Source organism: Kitasatospora cinereorecta, assembly GCF_024172095.1.
In the GTDB taxonomy this organism is placed as follows: Bacteria; Actinomycetota; Actinomycetes; order Streptomycetales; family Streptomycetaceae; genus Kitasatospora; species Kitasatospora cinereorecta.
The window spans coordinates 665202-679946 of the sequence record NZ_JAMZDX010000005.1; the positions used below are offsets into that span (position 1 = coordinate 665202).

11 protein-coding genes are annotated in these 14745 nt (G+C 73.8%); 4 read left to right on the top strand and 7 right to left on the bottom strand.

Features of this window, described 5'->3' with window-relative positions; genetic code table 11:
- Nucleotides 1–17: 17 nt before the first annotated feature.
- Nucleotides 18–1493 (bottom strand): MFS transporter, encoded by a 1476-nt coding sequence (locus FHR36_RS28655; RefSeq protein ID WP_253801726.1) that lies wholly within the window; start codon nucleotides 1491–1493, stop codon nucleotides 18–20.
- 91 nt (nucleotides 1494–1584) lie between these two features.
- Here FHR36_RS28655 and FHR36_RS28660 point away from each other — a divergent pair, with 91 nt between their 5' ends.
- Nucleotides 1585–2529, top strand: a complete 945-nt coding sequence (locus tag FHR36_RS28660) for a LysR family transcriptional regulator (protein ID WP_253801728.1) — start codon at nucleotides 1585–1587, stop codon at nucleotides 2527–2529.
- Nucleotides 2530–2549: 20 nt separating this feature from the next.
- Here FHR36_RS28660 and FHR36_RS28665 read toward each other — a convergent pair whose 3' ends face one another.
- Nucleotides 2550–3125, bottom strand: coding sequence for a hypothetical protein (locus tag FHR36_RS28665; protein ID WP_253801730.1), 576 nt, complete (start codon nucleotides 3123–3125; stop codon nucleotides 2550–2552).
- 10 nt (nucleotides 3126–3135) lie between these two features.
- Complete coding sequence (locus FHR36_RS28670; protein ID WP_253801732.1) at nucleotides 3136–4365, bottom strand: MFS transporter; 1230 nt, start codon at nucleotides 4363–4365, stop codon at nucleotides 3136–3138.
- A gap of 145 nt (nucleotides 4366–4510) precedes the next feature.
- Between FHR36_RS28670 and FHR36_RS28675 the strand changes: the two genes are divergently transcribed.
- Nucleotides 4511–4960, top strand: coding sequence for a MarR family winged helix-turn-helix transcriptional regulator (locus FHR36_RS28675; protein WP_253801734.1), 450 nt, complete (start codon nucleotides 4511–4513; stop codon nucleotides 4958–4960).
- A 42-nt stretch (nucleotides 4961–5002) separates the two neighbouring features.
- On the opposite strand, the gene FHR36_RS28680 is transcribed toward FHR36_RS28675, so the two are convergent.
- Nucleotides 5003–6013 (bottom strand): hypothetical protein, encoded by a 1011-nt coding sequence (locus FHR36_RS28680; protein WP_253801736.1) that lies wholly within the window; start codon nucleotides 6011–6013, stop codon nucleotides 5003–5005.
- Between the two features lie 151 nt (nucleotides 6014–6164).
- Between FHR36_RS28680 and FHR36_RS28685 the strand changes: the two genes are divergently transcribed.
- Complete coding sequence (locus tag FHR36_RS28685; RefSeq protein ID WP_253801738.1) at nucleotides 6165–7022, top strand: helix-turn-helix transcriptional regulator; 858 nt, start codon at nucleotides 6165–6167, stop codon at nucleotides 7020–7022.
- A gap of 316 nt (nucleotides 7023–7338) precedes the next feature.
- Here FHR36_RS28685 and FHR36_RS28690 read toward each other — a convergent pair whose 3' ends face one another.
- The 3 genes from FHR36_RS28690 to FHR36_RS28700 all read right to left on the bottom strand — a co-directional run bounded on the left by FHR36_RS28690 (nucleotide 7339) and on the right by FHR36_RS28700 (nucleotide 12021).
- Nucleotides 7339–9177: a DEAD/DEAH box helicase gene (locus tag FHR36_RS28690; protein ID WP_253801740.1), complete on the bottom strand. Its 1839-nt coding sequence runs from the start codon at nucleotides 9175–9177 to the stop codon at nucleotides 7339–7341.
- 184 nt (nucleotides 9178–9361) lie between these two features.
- Nucleotides 9362–9565 (bottom strand): cold-shock protein, encoded by a 204-nt coding sequence (locus FHR36_RS28695; protein ID WP_030460121.1) that lies wholly within the window; start codon nucleotides 9563–9565, stop codon nucleotides 9362–9364.
- 287 nt (nucleotides 9566–9852) lie between these two features.
- Nucleotides 9853–12021, bottom strand: coding sequence for an MMPL family transporter (locus FHR36_RS28700; RefSeq protein WP_253801741.1), 2169 nt, complete (start codon nucleotides 12019–12021; stop codon nucleotides 9853–9855).
- A gap of 517 nt (nucleotides 12022–12538) precedes the next feature.
- Here FHR36_RS28700 and FHR36_RS28705 point away from each other — a divergent pair.
- A complete protein-coding gene (locus tag FHR36_RS28705) occupies nucleotides 12539–14731 on the top strand; it encodes an MMPL family transporter (RefSeq protein WP_253802003.1) in 2193 nt (730 codons plus the stop codon).
- The last annotated feature ends 14 nt before the right edge of the window (nucleotides 14732–14745 follow it).

Here is a 14745-nt window from a genome sequence, read left to right on the forward strand (position 1 = left end):
CGCGATTCCGCGATCACTCACCCGGACGAGCGAACGTGCGCCGCACGCGCCACCACCGCGGTGGGCTCGGGGCGCAGGCCCGCGGTGACGGCGGCGGCCGCGAGGAGCACCAGCAGGCCGAGGACCCGCAGGCCGAGCGAGGTCGCGTCGCCGAATTCGGCGAGCACGGCCGCGTGCCGCTCGGCGCCGAGGCGGGCGGCGGCGGGGATGACCTCGGAGGGGCGGCCGGCGAAGCGCACCGCGAGGACGGTGCCGACCGTGGCAACGCCGAGCGCGGCGCCGAGTTCGCGGGCGGCGGTGTTCAGCCCGGCTCCGAGTCCGGCCTGCTGGGGCGGGAGTTCGGAGACGACGGCGTTGGCGAGGGCCGGGGCGGACAGGCCGAAGCCGATCGACAGCAGGAGCAGCCACCCGGCGTACAGCGGGTACGGGGTCGCGGGTCCGGCGGTGGAGACGCAGAGCAGTCCGGCAGCGATCAGGGCGAGGCCGCCGCCGGCGAGCGGACGCGGCCCGTACCGCACCTGGAGCCGGACGGCGACCCGCGGAACCAGCACCATGCCGATGGCCAGCGGCCCGATCGCGAAGCCGGTCAGGGCCGCCGAGTAGCCCTTGACGTACTGCAGGAACTGGGAGTTGACGTAGAACAGGCCGAACAGTCCGAAGAAGCTCGCGGCCGAGCCGAGCAGCCCGGCCCGCAGCCGCCGGGAGCGGAGCAGTCGCGGGTCGACGAGCGGGCGGGCGGCCCGCAGGCCGTACGCGGTGAAGGCGGCGAGCAGCAGCGCCCCGGCGGCGAAGGCGCCGAGCACCTGGGGCGAGGCCCAGCCGTGGCCGGGGCCCTCGATGATGCCGTAGAGGATCGCGGTGACGCCGCCGATCAGCAGGGCGGAGCCGATCGGGTCGGGCGCGGAGGGGTGGGTGGGCACGACCGGGACGGTGCGCAGGACGGCGAGGGCGAGCAGGGCGGCGAGCGGCGGCATCAGCCCGAACAGGGCCTGCCAGGGCAGGTACTGGGCGACCAGGCCGCCGCCGAGGTTGCCGAGCAGGCCGCCGAGGCCGAGGGAGAGGGTCCAGGAGGCGAGGGCGCGGATCCGGCCCTCGGGTCCGGCGAGGTGGACCAGGATCGACATGGTGGCGGGCATGATCAGGGCCGCGCCGGCCCCGGAGAGCGCCCGGCCGGTGATCAGGATCCCGGGGGTGCCGGCGAGTGCGGCGACGGCGGAGCCGAGGGCGAACAGGGCAAGTCCGGCGAGCAGGGCCCGGCGGCGGCCGAGGCGGTCGCCGAGCGCACCGGCCGGGATCAGCAGGCCGGCGAAGGCGATGACGTACGCGTCGACGGTCCAGAGCAGTTGGCTGGGCGACGGGTGCAGTGCCGACGCGGCGAGCTGGGGGATCATCAGGTTGACGGCGGCGACGACGCTCTGGGCGACCAGGACGCAGGCGCAGATGGCGAGCAGGGCCCATCGGCCGAGGCCGGTGGTGCGGGCAGGTGAGGACAAGGCTCCCCCCGGAGCTGAGTGGTGATCGGGTTCGCGGTCCACGCTAGGGGGGCGGTAGCTTGCACTCCAGTGCAATCTTCACAGGGAAGGAATGCGTCCGGTGCATTCGGGACTGGATCTCAACCTGCTGGTCGCCCTGGACGCGCTGCTGGAGGAGGAGAGCGTCTCCGGCGCCGCCCGCCGGATGCACCTGTCCGAGCCGGCGATGAGCCGCACCCTCGGCCGGATCCGGCGGGCGCTGGGCGACCCGGTGCTGGTCCGGGCAGGGCGGTCGATGGTGCCGACGCCGCACGCGCTGGCCATCCGCGCCGAGGTACGGGCGGTGGTGGAGCGGGCCCAGGGGCTGTTCACCGCCTCCGGCGCGGTCGACCTGCGCACCCTCACCCGGACGTTCACGGTGCTCGCCCACGACGTCTTCGCCGCCACCCACGGCGCCGCGCTCTTCCACCGGGCGGCGGCCGAGGCCCCCGGGGTCCGGCTGCGCTTCCTCTCCGAGAACCACCTCGACGCGCCGGCCCTGCGCGAGGGCATCGCCGACCTGGAACTCGGGGTGATCGACAGCACCTCGCCCGAGATCCGGGTCGAGCACCTCCACCAGGACCGGATGCTCGCCGTCGTCCGGCCGGGCCACCCGCTGCTCGCCGACGGGCCGATCACCCCGGAACGCTTCGCCGCCGCCCGGCACCTGAGCATCTCCCGGCGCGGCCGCCTGCACGGGCCGATCGACACCGCGCTCGCCGATCTCGGGCTGCGGCGTACCGTCACCGGGTCGGTGGCGAGCTTCCCGGCCGGGCTGTTCGTGCTGCTCACCAGCGATCTCGTCGGGCTGGTCACCGCCCGCTCCCGGGCCATCGCCGACGTGCTCGGCCTGATCGCCTTCGAGATCCCGTTGGCGCTGCCCGAACTCCCCTTCGGCATGGCCTGGCACCCCCGCCACGACGCCGACCCCGCCCACGCCTGGCTCCGCGACCGTGTCCGCACCCTCCTCGCCGACCCCGGACCCGGACCCGGACCCGAGCCCGGGCCCTGGCGCTGACCCGGACCCGGGCTGCCGGGTCAGGCCTGCGCGGCGAGCCGCTCCCGCGCCCACGGGTCGGGGCAGTCGGCCAGCGCCCGCCGGCACGCCGCCGCGAAGTCCGCGGCGACGTCGGCGAGTTCCTCGCGTTCGGCCCGGCTGCTCGCGGTCGGGCGGCCGGCCCTGCGGGCCTCCTCGGAGGCGTACCGCAGCGGGGCCTGCGCCCAGTGCCAGACGCCCACCGCGCAGCCCTGGGCGTACGGCGTGCCGTGCTCGACCGCGGCGACCAGGGCCCGCTGCACCTGTCGCCGTCCGATCGCGGGCACGAGGACGCCGGTCAGCCAGTTCGGCGAGCTGGGGTCGTCGTCGGCGAGCAGGGCGCGCAGGACGGCGTCGGCGTGCCGGGCGGTGGTGGCGCGGTCGCCGTCGAGGGTCCGGAGGGCGAGTTGCCGCTTGTGCCCGATCCGGTGGTACCGCTCGTACCCGGGGGCCCGCGCGGCGAGCCGGGCCACCCGCTCGTCCGGTTCGGCGTCGTACGTCACGCCGAGGTCCGCGAGCAGTGCGTCCAGCGCCGCTTCCTGCTCGGCGAGCCGCTCGCCGCGTTCCTTCTCGTCCACGTCCGCCACCCTACGCACCCGCATGGACCGGAGTGCGGGTGTCCTCCCGCTCGGCGGCAGCAGCCGGGCTGCGGCGCTCGATCGCGGCCGACAGGACGGCGAGCGCCAGGGCGGACGCGGCGAGGGCGGCGCCGATCCAGTTGGGGGTGGTGGGGCCGTAGCCGGCGCCGAGGACGAGCCCGCCGAGCCAGGCGGCAAGGGCGTTGCCGAGGTTGAAGGCACCGATGTTGACCGCGGAGGCGAGGGTGGGGGCGTCGCCGGTCTGGTCGAGGACGCGCTTTTGCAGCGGCGGGACGGTCGCGAAGCCGAGGGCGCCGATCAGCGGGATGGTGACGGCGGCGAGCGGCTTGCTGTGGGCGGTGAAGGAGAAGGCGGCGAGGACGGTGGCGAGGCCGGCCAGGGTGACGAAGAGCATCGGCATCAGCCGCCGGTCGGCGTACCGTCCGCCGATCAGGTTGCCGGCCACCATGCCGAGGCCGAACAGGACCAGCAGCCAGGTGACGGAGCCCTCGGCGTAGCCGGCGGCGTCGGTCATCATCGGCGCGATGTAGGTGATCGCGGCGAACACTCCGCCGAAGCCGAGGACGGTCATCAGCATCGCCAGCACCACCTGGACGTTGCGGAAGGCGGCCAGTTCCCGCCGCAGACCGACGGCGCCAGTGCCCCCGGCGGTGCCGCTCCCGGTGCGGTGGGGCCGGGCGGCGGGGACGAGCGCGCCGATCCCGGCGAGTCCGAGCACGCCGAGGGCGGCGACCAGCAGGAAGGTGATCCGCCAGCCGATCTGCTGGCCGATCATCGTGCCGAGCGGGACGCCGACCACGTTGGCGACGGTGAGGCCGGTGAACATCATCGCGATGGCGCCGGCCTTCTTCTGCGGGGCGACCAGGTCGGCGGCGACGATCGAGCCGATGCCGAAGAAGGCACCGTGGGCGAGCGAGGCGGTGATCCGTCCGGCCAGCGCGACGCCGAAGGTGGGGGCGGCGGCGGTGATCAGGTTGCCGACCACGAAGAGGCCCATCAGCAGCATCAGCATCCGCTTGCGCGGGATCCGGGTGCCGAGGACGGCGAGCAGCGGGGCGCCGACCACCACGCCGAGGGCGTAGCCGGTGGTGAGCAGCCCGGCGGTGGGGACGGTGACGTCGAAGGTCCGGGCGACCTGGGGCAGCAGACCCATGATCACGAATTCGGTGGTTCCGATGCCGAAGGCGCCGATGGCGAGCGCCAGGAGTGCGAGTGGCACGGGGATGCCTTCCGGGTGGTGCAGACGGGGTGCAGGCGGGGGTTACAGGCTTCGACATTAATTGCAGACGCGGATACTTGCAAACGCCGACTATTGCATCCGTCACCTATCCTGGGGGTACGACCCGAAGGGAGCGAGTGGTCCGATGACGCGACCGGAACCCGTCCTGGCGCAGGGCTGGTGCGCGCTGTCCGCGCTGCACGGCCGGATCGAGGCGCACCTCGAGCGCGCGCTGCAGGCCGAACACGAGCTGAGCGTCCGCGAGTTCTCCGTCCTGGACGTGCTGAGCGCGCAGCACGACGGCGAGGGCGGCCACTTCCGGATGAACCAGCTCGCCGACGCGGTCGTGCTCAGCCAGAGCGCCACCACCCGGCTGGTCTCCCGGCTGGAGGACCGCGGGCTGCTCTCCCGCTACCTGTGCCCGACCGACCGGCGGGGCATCTACACCGACGTCACCGAGGCGGGCCTCGCCCTGCTGGACAAGGCCCGCCCCACCAACGACACCGCCCTGCGCCAGGCCCTGGACAGCGCCGGGCAGCGGGCCGAACTGGCCCCGCTGGTCGCCGCCGTCCGCGCCACCGGCGCCCGCGACTGACCCGCGGACGCCGACCCCGGACGGCCTGCCCGGACGCCCTGCTCAGCCCACCCGGCGCAGCGTGAAGGTGTCCACCGGCGTGCCGGCGAACAGCAGGTCCAGCCGCCCCGAGAGCTGGTACACCCGGTCGCCCGGGCCCGGGGTGAGCGCGGTCGGCGCCGCGTCCGGCGAGGGGCGGACGGCGGCCAGCCGGGCGGTGCGCCAGCCGTCCGGGGAGTGCAGCTCGACCTCCGCCTCGGCCCCGCTGCCGCCCAGCCGGTTGGTCACACCCGCCACCGTGCCGCCGGGCCGGGCCAGCAGCCCGTCCAGGCCGATCAGCCGGTCGGCCCCGCCCGCCACCGCGACCCGGGTGAAGGTGTCAGGACAGGCGATCGGCACCCGCCACAGCGCGCCGGTCTCGTACGTGCCGATCACCAGCACCCCGCCCTGCCGCACAATCCCGTTCAGCCCGAACCCGCCCGGGGAGACCGCCAGCCGCGCGTCCCGGACCAGCACCGACGCCGCACCGTCCACGCCGACCCGGTAGACGAGCGGCGCGAAGGAGTCGGTGACGTACGCGGTGCCGTCCGGCCCGAACGCCACGTCGTTGCCCAGGTGCTCGCCGCCGTCCCCGGCGACCGCCGCCAGGTCGGTGTAGAACAGCCGCCGCCCGGTGGTCAGGTCGTACGCGCCGAGGCCCGCCGTGCGGCGCGCGGTGGCGGGGGTGGAGCGCAGTCCGGCGCCGGTGTCGCCGTTCACCACCAGCACCCGGTGGTGCGCGGCGTCCACGTGCAGTCCGACCACCGAGACCAGGGCCGGGTCGTCGATCAGTGTCGCGGTGGAGCCGTCGGGGCGGACGGTGGAGACCGTGCCGTGCGGCATCGAGCCGACCAGGAAGCGCCGGTGCACCGGGTCCCAGGTCGCGCCCTCGGGGTGCAGGGTGGGCCCGTGGCCCACCAGCACCGCCGGGTACCGCTGCGGCCCGTCCGCCGCCCCCGCGGGGACGCCGCCCGCCCCGATCACCGCCGCGACCGCCGCAGCCACCACTGCCGCCCGAACCGTACGTGTCGTCATCTGACGCTCCTTCACCTGACTGCCTGTCTGCTGTCCTCCACCCTCGCCGCCCGCCGCCGGGCGCAGCAGTGCGTGCGGATGCTGGTAGTGCGAGTGACAGGCCGGGTCGAGCCCACCGGGGGATACTGGCGGCGGAGAACGGGGGTTCGGGGTGAGTGACGCGGAGTTCCGGCGGCGGGCGCTGTCGAGTTTCCTGCGGGCGCGGCGGGCGGGTGTGACGCCCGAGCAGGTCGGCCTGGCGCCGGGGGTCCGGCGGCGGACGCCGGGGCTGCGGCGGGAGGAACTGGCGCTGCTCGCCGGGGTCGGGGTGACCTGGTACACCTGGCTGGAGCAGGGGCGGGAGATCAACCCGTCCCCGGAGGTGCTGACCAGTCTGGCGCGCACGCTGCGGCTGGACCGGGCGGAGACCGACTACCTGTTCCGGCTGGCCGGCTGCCCGCCCCGGGCGGAGGAGCCGGAGCCGGGCCGGCGGGTGCCGGCGGCACTGGTGCGGCTGGTGCAGGCGCAGGCGCCGTCCCCGGCATTTCTGATCGACGCCGACTGGGACATCCGGACCTGGAACGCGCCGGCCGAGGCACTGCTGGAGTTCTCCCGCTGGGCCCCCGGGGAGCGCAACCTCGGCTGGGTGGTGTTCGCCAACGAGAAGAATCGGCGGCGCACGGTCGACTGGGAGCGCCACGCCCGCCGCACCCTGGCCGAGCTGCGGGCGGCGTACGGCGAGCGCGGCGGCGACAGCTCCCCGGCGGCGCAGCGGCTGGCCGCGCTGATCCACCGGCTGCGCGCGAGCTTCCCGGAGGCCGACCGCTGGCTGGACGAGCACCGGGTCCGGGAGAAGGCCGGCACCGAGAAGGAGTTGGAGCACGAGACGGTCGGCCTGCTGCGGATCGACCAGGTGGTGCTCCGCGCTCCCGGCGGCTTCCAGCTGGTGGTCTTCGCCCCGCGCGACACCGACACCGCCGAGCGGCTGCGCGCACTGGTCCCGGAAGGCGCGGAGCACGTCACGTCCTGAGCCGGCCTCAGGGTCGATGGGCAGCCACGAGTTCGTTCTCGATTGCGCTCTCCGAACGCTCGACGTGGTCGCGGCCGGCCTCGTCCGCCTCGGGCAGCTTGCCGAAGGCGTCCGGCGAACTCCCCCGCCATTCCCTGCCCCGCTCCCCGTTCCCGTCAGCGGCCCACCATTCCAAAGGGAAAGCCACGGCAAGACCATGAACAGGTAATGAACCTGACGCGAGGTCACCTCGCCGCACACCCGCGGGCCGGGAAAGCGGAAAGCAGAACGGGGCGCCGGACCGTCATGGTCCGACGCCCCGTCAGGAGGCGTACGCTCAGTCGGCCTTGCGGCGCTGGCGACCGGTGCCGTAGTTGGAGCCGCTCTTCGCGCCGCTGCCCGGCTTGGCCCGGCCCGAGGTCTTGCCGATGAAGCCCGCGGCCATCTGGCCGCCGCCCGAGCCGGTGCCGGTGCCGGGACGGTGCTTGGGCCGGGGACGGCGCGGGTTGCCGTTGGAGTCGAGGTCCTTGGGCAGCGCCGAGCGCTTCGCCTGCGGCCGGCGGCGCGGCGCGCCGTCGGCGGACCCGGCCCGCTCGCCGCGCTCGCCCTGCTCGATCCGCTCGGCGCGCTGCGCCCGCTCGGTCCGGGCCGCGGCCCGCTCGGCACCGCCGCCGCCCGCGCCGCCGCCGGAGCGTCGGCCGCGCCCGGAGCGGGCGCCCTGCGCCGCCTCGCCGGCGGCCGGAGCCGCACCGGAGCCGCCCGCCGCACCCGCGGCGGCCGGCTGGGCACCGCCGGGGACCGGCAGCGCGACCGGGACGCCGGTGGGCGTCCGGGCGCCGGTGATCCGCTTGAGCTCGGAGTCGTCGGGGCGGGCCTTGGTGACGGTCGGGCGGATGCCGGCCACCGTCATCAGCCGGTTGACCTCGCGGCGCTGGTCGGGCAGCACCAGGGTGACCACGGTGCCGGACTCGCCGGCCCGGGCGGTACGGCCGCCGCGGTGCAGGTAGTCCTTGTGGTCGATCGGCGGGTCGACGTTGACCACCAGGTCCAGGCCGTCGATGTGGATGCCGCGGGCGGCCACGTTGGTGGCGATCAGCGCGGTGACCGCGCCGTCGCGGAACTGGTCCAGCACCCGGTTGCGCTGCGGCTGGGACTTGCCGCCGTGCAGGGCGGCGGCCACCACGCCGTTGGCGCGCAGCTGCTTGGCCAGCCGGTCGGCGCCGTGCTTGGTGTGCACGAACATGATCACCCGGCCCTCGCGGGAGGCGATCCGGGCGGTCGCCTCGGCCTTGTCGGCCGGGTCGAGCTGGATCACGTGGTGGTCCATGGTGGTGACGGCGCCGGCCGAGGGGTCCACCGAGTGGGTCACCGGGTCGGTGAGGAAGCGGTCGACCAGCCGGTCGATGTTCTTGTCGAGGGTGGCGGAGAACAGCATCCGCTGCCCGCCCTCGGCCACCTGCTCCAGCAGCTTGGCCACCTGCGGGAGGAAGCCCATGTCGGCCATCTGGTCGGCCTCGTCGAGCACCGTGACGGCGACCTCGTCCAGGTGGACGTCACCGCGGCCGATCAGGTCGTCCAGTCGGCCCGGGGTCGCGACCAGGACCTCGGTGCCGCGGCGGACCAGGTTGGCCTGCCGGGTGATCGACATGCCGCCGACCACGGTGGCGATCCGCAGGTTCAGCGCGCCCGCGTACGGGGCCAGCGCCTCGGTCACCTGCTGGGCGAGCTCACGGGTGGGGGTCAGGACCAGCGCCAGCGGGCGCCGGGCGGAGGCCCGTCGGCCGGCCGTCCGGGCCAGCAGCGAGAGGCCGAACGCCAGCGTCTTGCCGGACCCGGTGCGGCCGCGGCCGAGCACGTCGCGGCCGGCCAGCGAGTCGGGCAGGGTGGCCGACTGGATCGGGAAGGGCTCGGTGACCCCCTGCGCGGCGAGCGCGCGGAGCAGCGCCGGGGGCATGTCCAGCTCGGCGAAGGTCGCGGCCGGCGGGCGGGCCGGGGTGCCCTGGACGACGGTGAAGTCCTCGGCGGGACGCGCCGCGGCGACCCGGGGGCCGCGGCCGGCGGTACGGGTGCGGGCGGGCCGGTTCACCGGGGTGCCGGCGGCGGCGCCGGACGCGGGGCGGGTGCCACTGCGGGGACGGCCGGATCGGTTTCGCTGCGGGCGTGCCTGGTCGGTCATGCTGCTCCCATTCCTGAGGGCCGGTGGCCGCCGGTCGCACGGCGGCGGTGGGTCGGCCGACGGAAGTGGGTACGCGCGGTGTGCGCGGGCGCCGCCCCGGCCGTTCGGCGGCATGAAGGAGGGCCCGCACCCAGCGGTGCGGGCCCTCCTCGCTACGCGATGTGAGTCAGCTCGGTGAGCAGTCTCAGATGGCGCGGATGTTCTCGGCCTGCGGGCCCTTCTGGCCCTGCGTGACGTCGAACTCGACCTTCTGGCCCTCGACGAGCTCACGGAAGCCGGTGGACTGGATGTTCGAGTAGTGGGCGAACACGTCGGCGCCGCCACCATCCTGCTCGATGAAGCCGTAGCCCTTTTCGCTGTTGAACCACTTCACGGTGCCGGTAGCCATAACCGTCTCCACTTTCACTGGGGCGTCAGGGCCCACACCTCGTGGACCCCAAGTAGCCGCGATCCCCATCCGGAGACAAAACACCGGACAAAACAAATGCGCCTGTTGGTTGGAACCAGCAGGCGCACACACACGTTCATGGGAACCAATACTGCAACTGCCTCCGACTGTAGCACGCCGACCGGGTCGTCCGAGGGGAAAAGTTCCCCTGCTCACACCTGGTTTGTCCGCAACGAAAGGGGGGCACGCGGCGGGATCCGCCGCGTGCCCCCCTCGGTCCACCGGGGTCAGCGCAGGCCGGCCGACTCCGGCTCGCGCTTGCCGAGCTCCACCTCGGCGGGGCCGTGGCCGGCCATCGCGCCGTGGCCCGGCCACCAGGCCGCGCGGCCCAGCAGCGCGGTGAGCGCCGGGGTGAAGAACATCGCCATCACGAAGGCCGCCAGGACGATGCCGAAGGCCAGCGCGAAGCCGAGCTCCATGAAGAGCACGTTGCCCGCGAGCATGAAGGTCGCGAACGACGCCGCCAGGATGAACCCGGCCGCGGCGACGGTCGGACCGCCGTGCTTGACCGCCTCGCGCGCCGCCTCGCGCGGGCTGCGGCCCTCACGGGCCTCCTCCCGCAGGCGGGCGATGATCAGGATGTTGTAGTCGGTGCCGATCGCCACCACGAACAGGTAGATGAAGATCGGCAGCATGAACATCAGACCCGGCTCGTTGCCGAGCTTCTGGAACACCAGCGTGGTGGCGCCGAGCGTGCCGGCGAAGCCGAGGCCGACCGAGGCCATCAGGTACCAGGGGGCGACCACGCTGCGCAGCTGGAGGGCGAGGATCAGCAGGATCAGCGCACCGGCGAGCGGGAAGACCACCTTGTAGTCGTGCGCCATCGCCAGGTTGATGTCCTTGAGGACCGACGACTGCCCGCCGACCAGCGCCTTGGTGCCGCTCGGCACCTCGGCGTGGGCGACCTTGCGCAGCTGGCTGACGGTGTCGATCGCGGCGTTGCTGGAGGGGGAGTCCTTCAGCGTGACGGTGAAGTCGGCCGTCGTGCCGTCGGTGCTGATCTTCGGCTCGGCCGGCGCCTGCGCGACACCGGGGACCTTGCCGAGCTTGTCGGCGTAGCCGGTCAGGGCCGACCGGTCCAGCGCGCCGCCACCGGTGGTGGTCACGAAGACGTGCGAGGGGTCCGCGGCGCCCGCGGAGAAGGCGGTCATCAGCTTGTCCTGGACGACCATCGACTCCTTGTCCTTGGGCATCGAGCTGCCCGCGAGGTCGAAGGTGCCGCTGTAGCCGAGCGCCGCCACCGACAGCACCACCAGCAGACCGCCGGAGACCGCGGCCACCAGGCCGGGGCGCTTCTGGGTCATCCGGCCCAGGGCGGCGAAGCGGGCGGTGGACGGCTCGTTCATCCACGACTTGCCGGGCCAGAAGGTGGCCCGGGCCGGGATCACCGAGAGCACGGCGGGGGCGAGGGTGAGCGAGGCCAGCGCGGCCACGACGACGGCGATGGCCAGGGCCGGGCCGAGCGCGGTGAACATCCCGAGGCTGGAGAGCACCAGGACGGCGAAGGCGACGGCGACCGCGCCGGCCGCCGAGGCGATGGCCTCGCCGACCCGGCCGACGCCGTTGGCCACGGCCTCCTTGTGCGCGTCCCCGGCCCGCAGCCGCTCGCGGTAGCGGAACATCAGGAAGAGGAAGTAGTCGGTGCCGACGCCGAGCAGGACGACGATCAGGATCGCCGAGGTCACCGACGAGGTCTTGAGGTCGAGCAGCTTGGTGGCGTCCGCGATCAGGCCGTTGGCGACCGGCATCGCGACCACCAGCGAGAGCAGCACCGGCAGCAGTCCGGCCAGGATGCTGCGGAAGATGATGCCGACGATCATCATGACCAGGACGATCGAGGCCACGAAGATGATCGCGTCCGCGGAGCCGGAGGACTCCTTCTGGTCCAGGGCCTGCGCGGCCTGGCCGCCGACCTGGAACTTCAGCCCGGTGCCGGAGGCCAGCGCGGTGCCCTCGGTCCGGAGGTCCTTGGCGGCCTGCCCGTACTCGTCGGTCTGCATCTTGGTCTTGTCGATGGAGACCATCGTCAGCGCGTACTTGTGGTCCTGGGACAGCGACTTCTCGCCGACCGGGAGGATCTGCTCGACCAGCGCGATGTGCTTGTCGGTGAGCCCCTGGACGATCTTCGCCATGGAGTCCTGGTCGGCCGCGCCCAGCGCCCCGCCGTCGGTGCGCTCGAACAGCAGCAGCGCGCCCGGGGTGAAGCTGGCCGGGAACTTCTCCGCCTGGAGCTCGGCGGCCTGGATCGACTCGTAGCTCTTGGGCAGGAACGCCGCCTCGTCCGTCTGGGCGGTGATGGTCGGCGCGGTGGCGACGATGGCGAGCATCGCGACCAGCCAGGCCGCGATCACCCACCACGCGCGCTTGACGACGAATTGTCCGATTCGGTGGAACATGCTCGTAGTGCCTCCTGGGCATGGTTCACCGCCGCCGGGGGACGGGGACCGGGCAACGGTAGGACCGGCCGCGAGCCGCGCAGGCAGCACAGCGCTCTTAGCCGGTCGGCAGGTAAGTACGTGGTGGTCATCCTACGGGCCCTTACTTGCCGCCCGGCAAGTGGGTTTCCCCGCGGTCGTCCCCCTAGGGGAGCCGCGCGGGCGCCCCGGACCATCGTCGCCTGCGCACCAACCCCTCCACCTCGTGCTTCGGGTGGAGATCCCTCCCCCTCAGGGTGGACTTCGCTCCACCCTCCAGGAGGAGAAGGCACCCCTACGGGACTGGGGAAAACCCCACCCCGCACCTGGGGAAAAGTGCAGGGGGAACTCGGGCCCCAGCCGGATGTCGCGTCAGCTCCCGTCTCCGTAGCTTCGGTTGCGCAGCCGGACCGCAGCCCGGCGACCGATTCCGGCGGCCAGGGGTGGCCGCCGCTCACCCGTGGGGACAACACCCGTGAAACCAGGCATCGCCGCCACCATGGGCGCGTGGAGCGCCCGACACCGCAAGACCGCGGTCTTCGGCTGGCTGCTGTTCGTCGTGCTCGCCACCTTCCTGGGCGGGGCCCACGGCAGCACCAAGGTCACCGACGCGGAGTCGATGCCGGGCCAGGTCGCCCGCGCCGCCAAGATCCTCGACGAGGCCGGCATCAAGTCCCCGGCCGGCGAGACGGTGCTGGTCCAGAGCGCCGCGCTGACCGCCGACGACCCCGCCTTCCGCCAGGTGGTCGAGCAGACGGCGACCGCGGTCGCCGCCACCGGCAAGGCCGCCGACCTGCGCAGCCCGTACGAGACCGGCGCGGTCTCCGCCGACCGGCACTCGGCGCTGCTGCAGTTCACCGTCGCCGGGGCGGATCGCGAGCAGGCCGTGGCCGCCGTCACCTCGGTGGTCGACGCGGTGGCGAAGGTCCAGGCCCAGCACCGCGAGCTGACCGTCGAGGAGTTCGGCGAGGCCAGCGCCGGCAAGTGGTTCCAGGACCAGTTCACGGACGACTTCGCCCGCGCCGAGTGGACGGCGGTGCCGCTCGCCCTCGGCATCCTGCTGATCGCCTTCGGAGCGGTGGTCGCCGCGGTGCTGCCGGTGGTCCTGGCGGTGACGGCGTTCATCGCGGCCGGCGGCCTGGTCGCGCTCTCCAGCGGCCTGCTGCACACCAGCGACGACGCCGGCTCGGTGATGCTGCTGGTCGGCCTCGCCGTCGGCGTCGACTACTGCCTCTTCTACCTGCGGCGCGAGCGCGAGGAGCGGGCCGCCGGGCGGGACGCCGCCACCGCCCTGCGGGTGGCCGCCGCCACCAGCGGCCGGGCGGTGCTGGTCTCCGGCGTCACCGTGGTGGTCGCCATGGCCGGCATGTTCCTCACCGGCATCGCCGACTTCCAGGCCATGTCCTACGCCACCATCGTGGTCGTGGTCACCGCCGTGCTCGGCTCGCTGACCGTGCTGCCCGCCCTGCTCTCCCTGCTCGGCGACCGGGTCGAGAAGGGCCGGCTGCCCCTTCTCCACCGGCTGCGCGGGGCCGGGAGCGACCGGGCCGGCGGCCGGGTGTGGAACGCGCTGCTCACCCCGGTGCTCAACCGCCCGCTGACCGCCACCCTGCTGGCCGGCGGACTGCTGCTCGCACTGGCCGCCCCGCTGCTCACCCTGCACACCGCCAACCTGACCTTCCAGCAGCAGGTCCCCCGCGGCAATCCGCTGGTCGCCACCTCCCAGCGGATCGAGGCCGCCTTCCCGGGCAGCCCCGCCCCCGCCACCGTGGTGGTCAAGGCCCGCGACATCGCCTCGCCCGAGATGACCGCCGCCCTCGCCGACCTGCGGGCCAAGGCTCTGGCGAGCGGGCGGATGCACGGGCCGATCGACCTGCAACTGCACCGCGAGGCCAACATCGCCGTCCTCGACATCCCGCTCGCCGGCAGCGGCAACGACGCCACCAGCGCCGCCGCCCTCAAGACCCTCCGGGACGACGTGGTCGCCACCACCGTCCTGAAAGTGCCCGGCACCGAAGCCCCGGTCGCGGGCAGCACCGCGGGTTCGTACGACTTCAACCGCCGGATGTCCGACGCGATGATCCCGGTCTTCGGCTTCGTGGTCGCCTTCGCCTTCCTGCTGATGCTGATGTCGTTCCGCTCGCTCGGCATCGCCCTGACCGCCGTGGTGCTCAACCTGCTGTCGGTCGGCGCGGCGTACGGGGTGCTGTCACTGGTCTTCCAGCACGGCGTCGGCGCCTCGCTCTTCGGCACCGCCGGGGTCGGCGCCGTGGAGTCCTGGGTGCCGCTCTTCCTCTTCGTGATCCTCTTCGGCCTGTCCATGGACTACCACGTCTTCGTGGTCTCCCGGATCAAGGAGGCACACGACCGGGGGCTGTCGACCAGGGCGGCGGTGTCGTACGGCATCCGCTCGACGGCGGGCGTGGTGACCAGTGCCGCCGTGATCATGGTCGGGGTGTTCGCGGTCTTCGGGACGCTGTCGATGCAGTCGATGAAGCAGATGGGCGTCGGCCTGGCGGTCGCCGTCCTGCTGGACGCCACGGTGATCCGCGCGGTCCTGCTGCCCGCCTCGATGACCCTGCTCGGCGAGCGGAACTGGTTCCTGCCGCGGTGGCTGCACTGGCTGCCCCGGCTGGAGCACGGCGAACCGGCCGCCGAACCGGCGCCGGACCGCCCGGCCGTCCTGGTCTGAGCCGACCACCCCGC

Bases quoted from the DNA above. Each gene is read 5' to 3' on its own strand.
- FHR36_RS28660 (WP_253801728.1), top strand. From the start codon at position 1,585: ATGCGTCCGGTGCATTCGGGACTGGATCTCAACCTGCTGGTCGCCCTG.
- FHR36_RS28675 (WP_253801734.1), top strand. From the start codon at position 4,511: ATGACGCGACCGGAACCCGTCCTGGCGCAGGGCTGGTGCGCGCTGTCC.
- FHR36_RS28680 (WP_253801736.1), bottom strand. From the start codon at position 6,013: ATGACGACACGTACGGTTCGGGCGGCAGTGGTGGCTGCGGCGGTCGCG.
- FHR36_RS28690 (WP_253801740.1), bottom strand. From the start codon at position 9,177: ATGACCGACCAGGCACGCCCGCAGCGAAACCGATCCGGCCGTCCCCGC.
- FHR36_RS28695 (WP_030460121.1), bottom strand. From the start codon at position 9,565: ATGGCTACCGGCACCGTGAAGTGGTTCAACAGCGAAAAGGGCTACGGC.
- FHR36_RS28700 (WP_253801741.1), bottom strand. From the start codon at position 12,021: ATGTTCCACCGAATCGGACAATTCGTCGTCAAGCGCGCGTGGTGGGTG.
- FHR36_RS28705 (WP_253802003.1), top strand. From the start codon at position 12,539: ATGGGCGCGTGGAGCGCCCGACACCGCAAGACCGCGGTCTTCGGCTGG.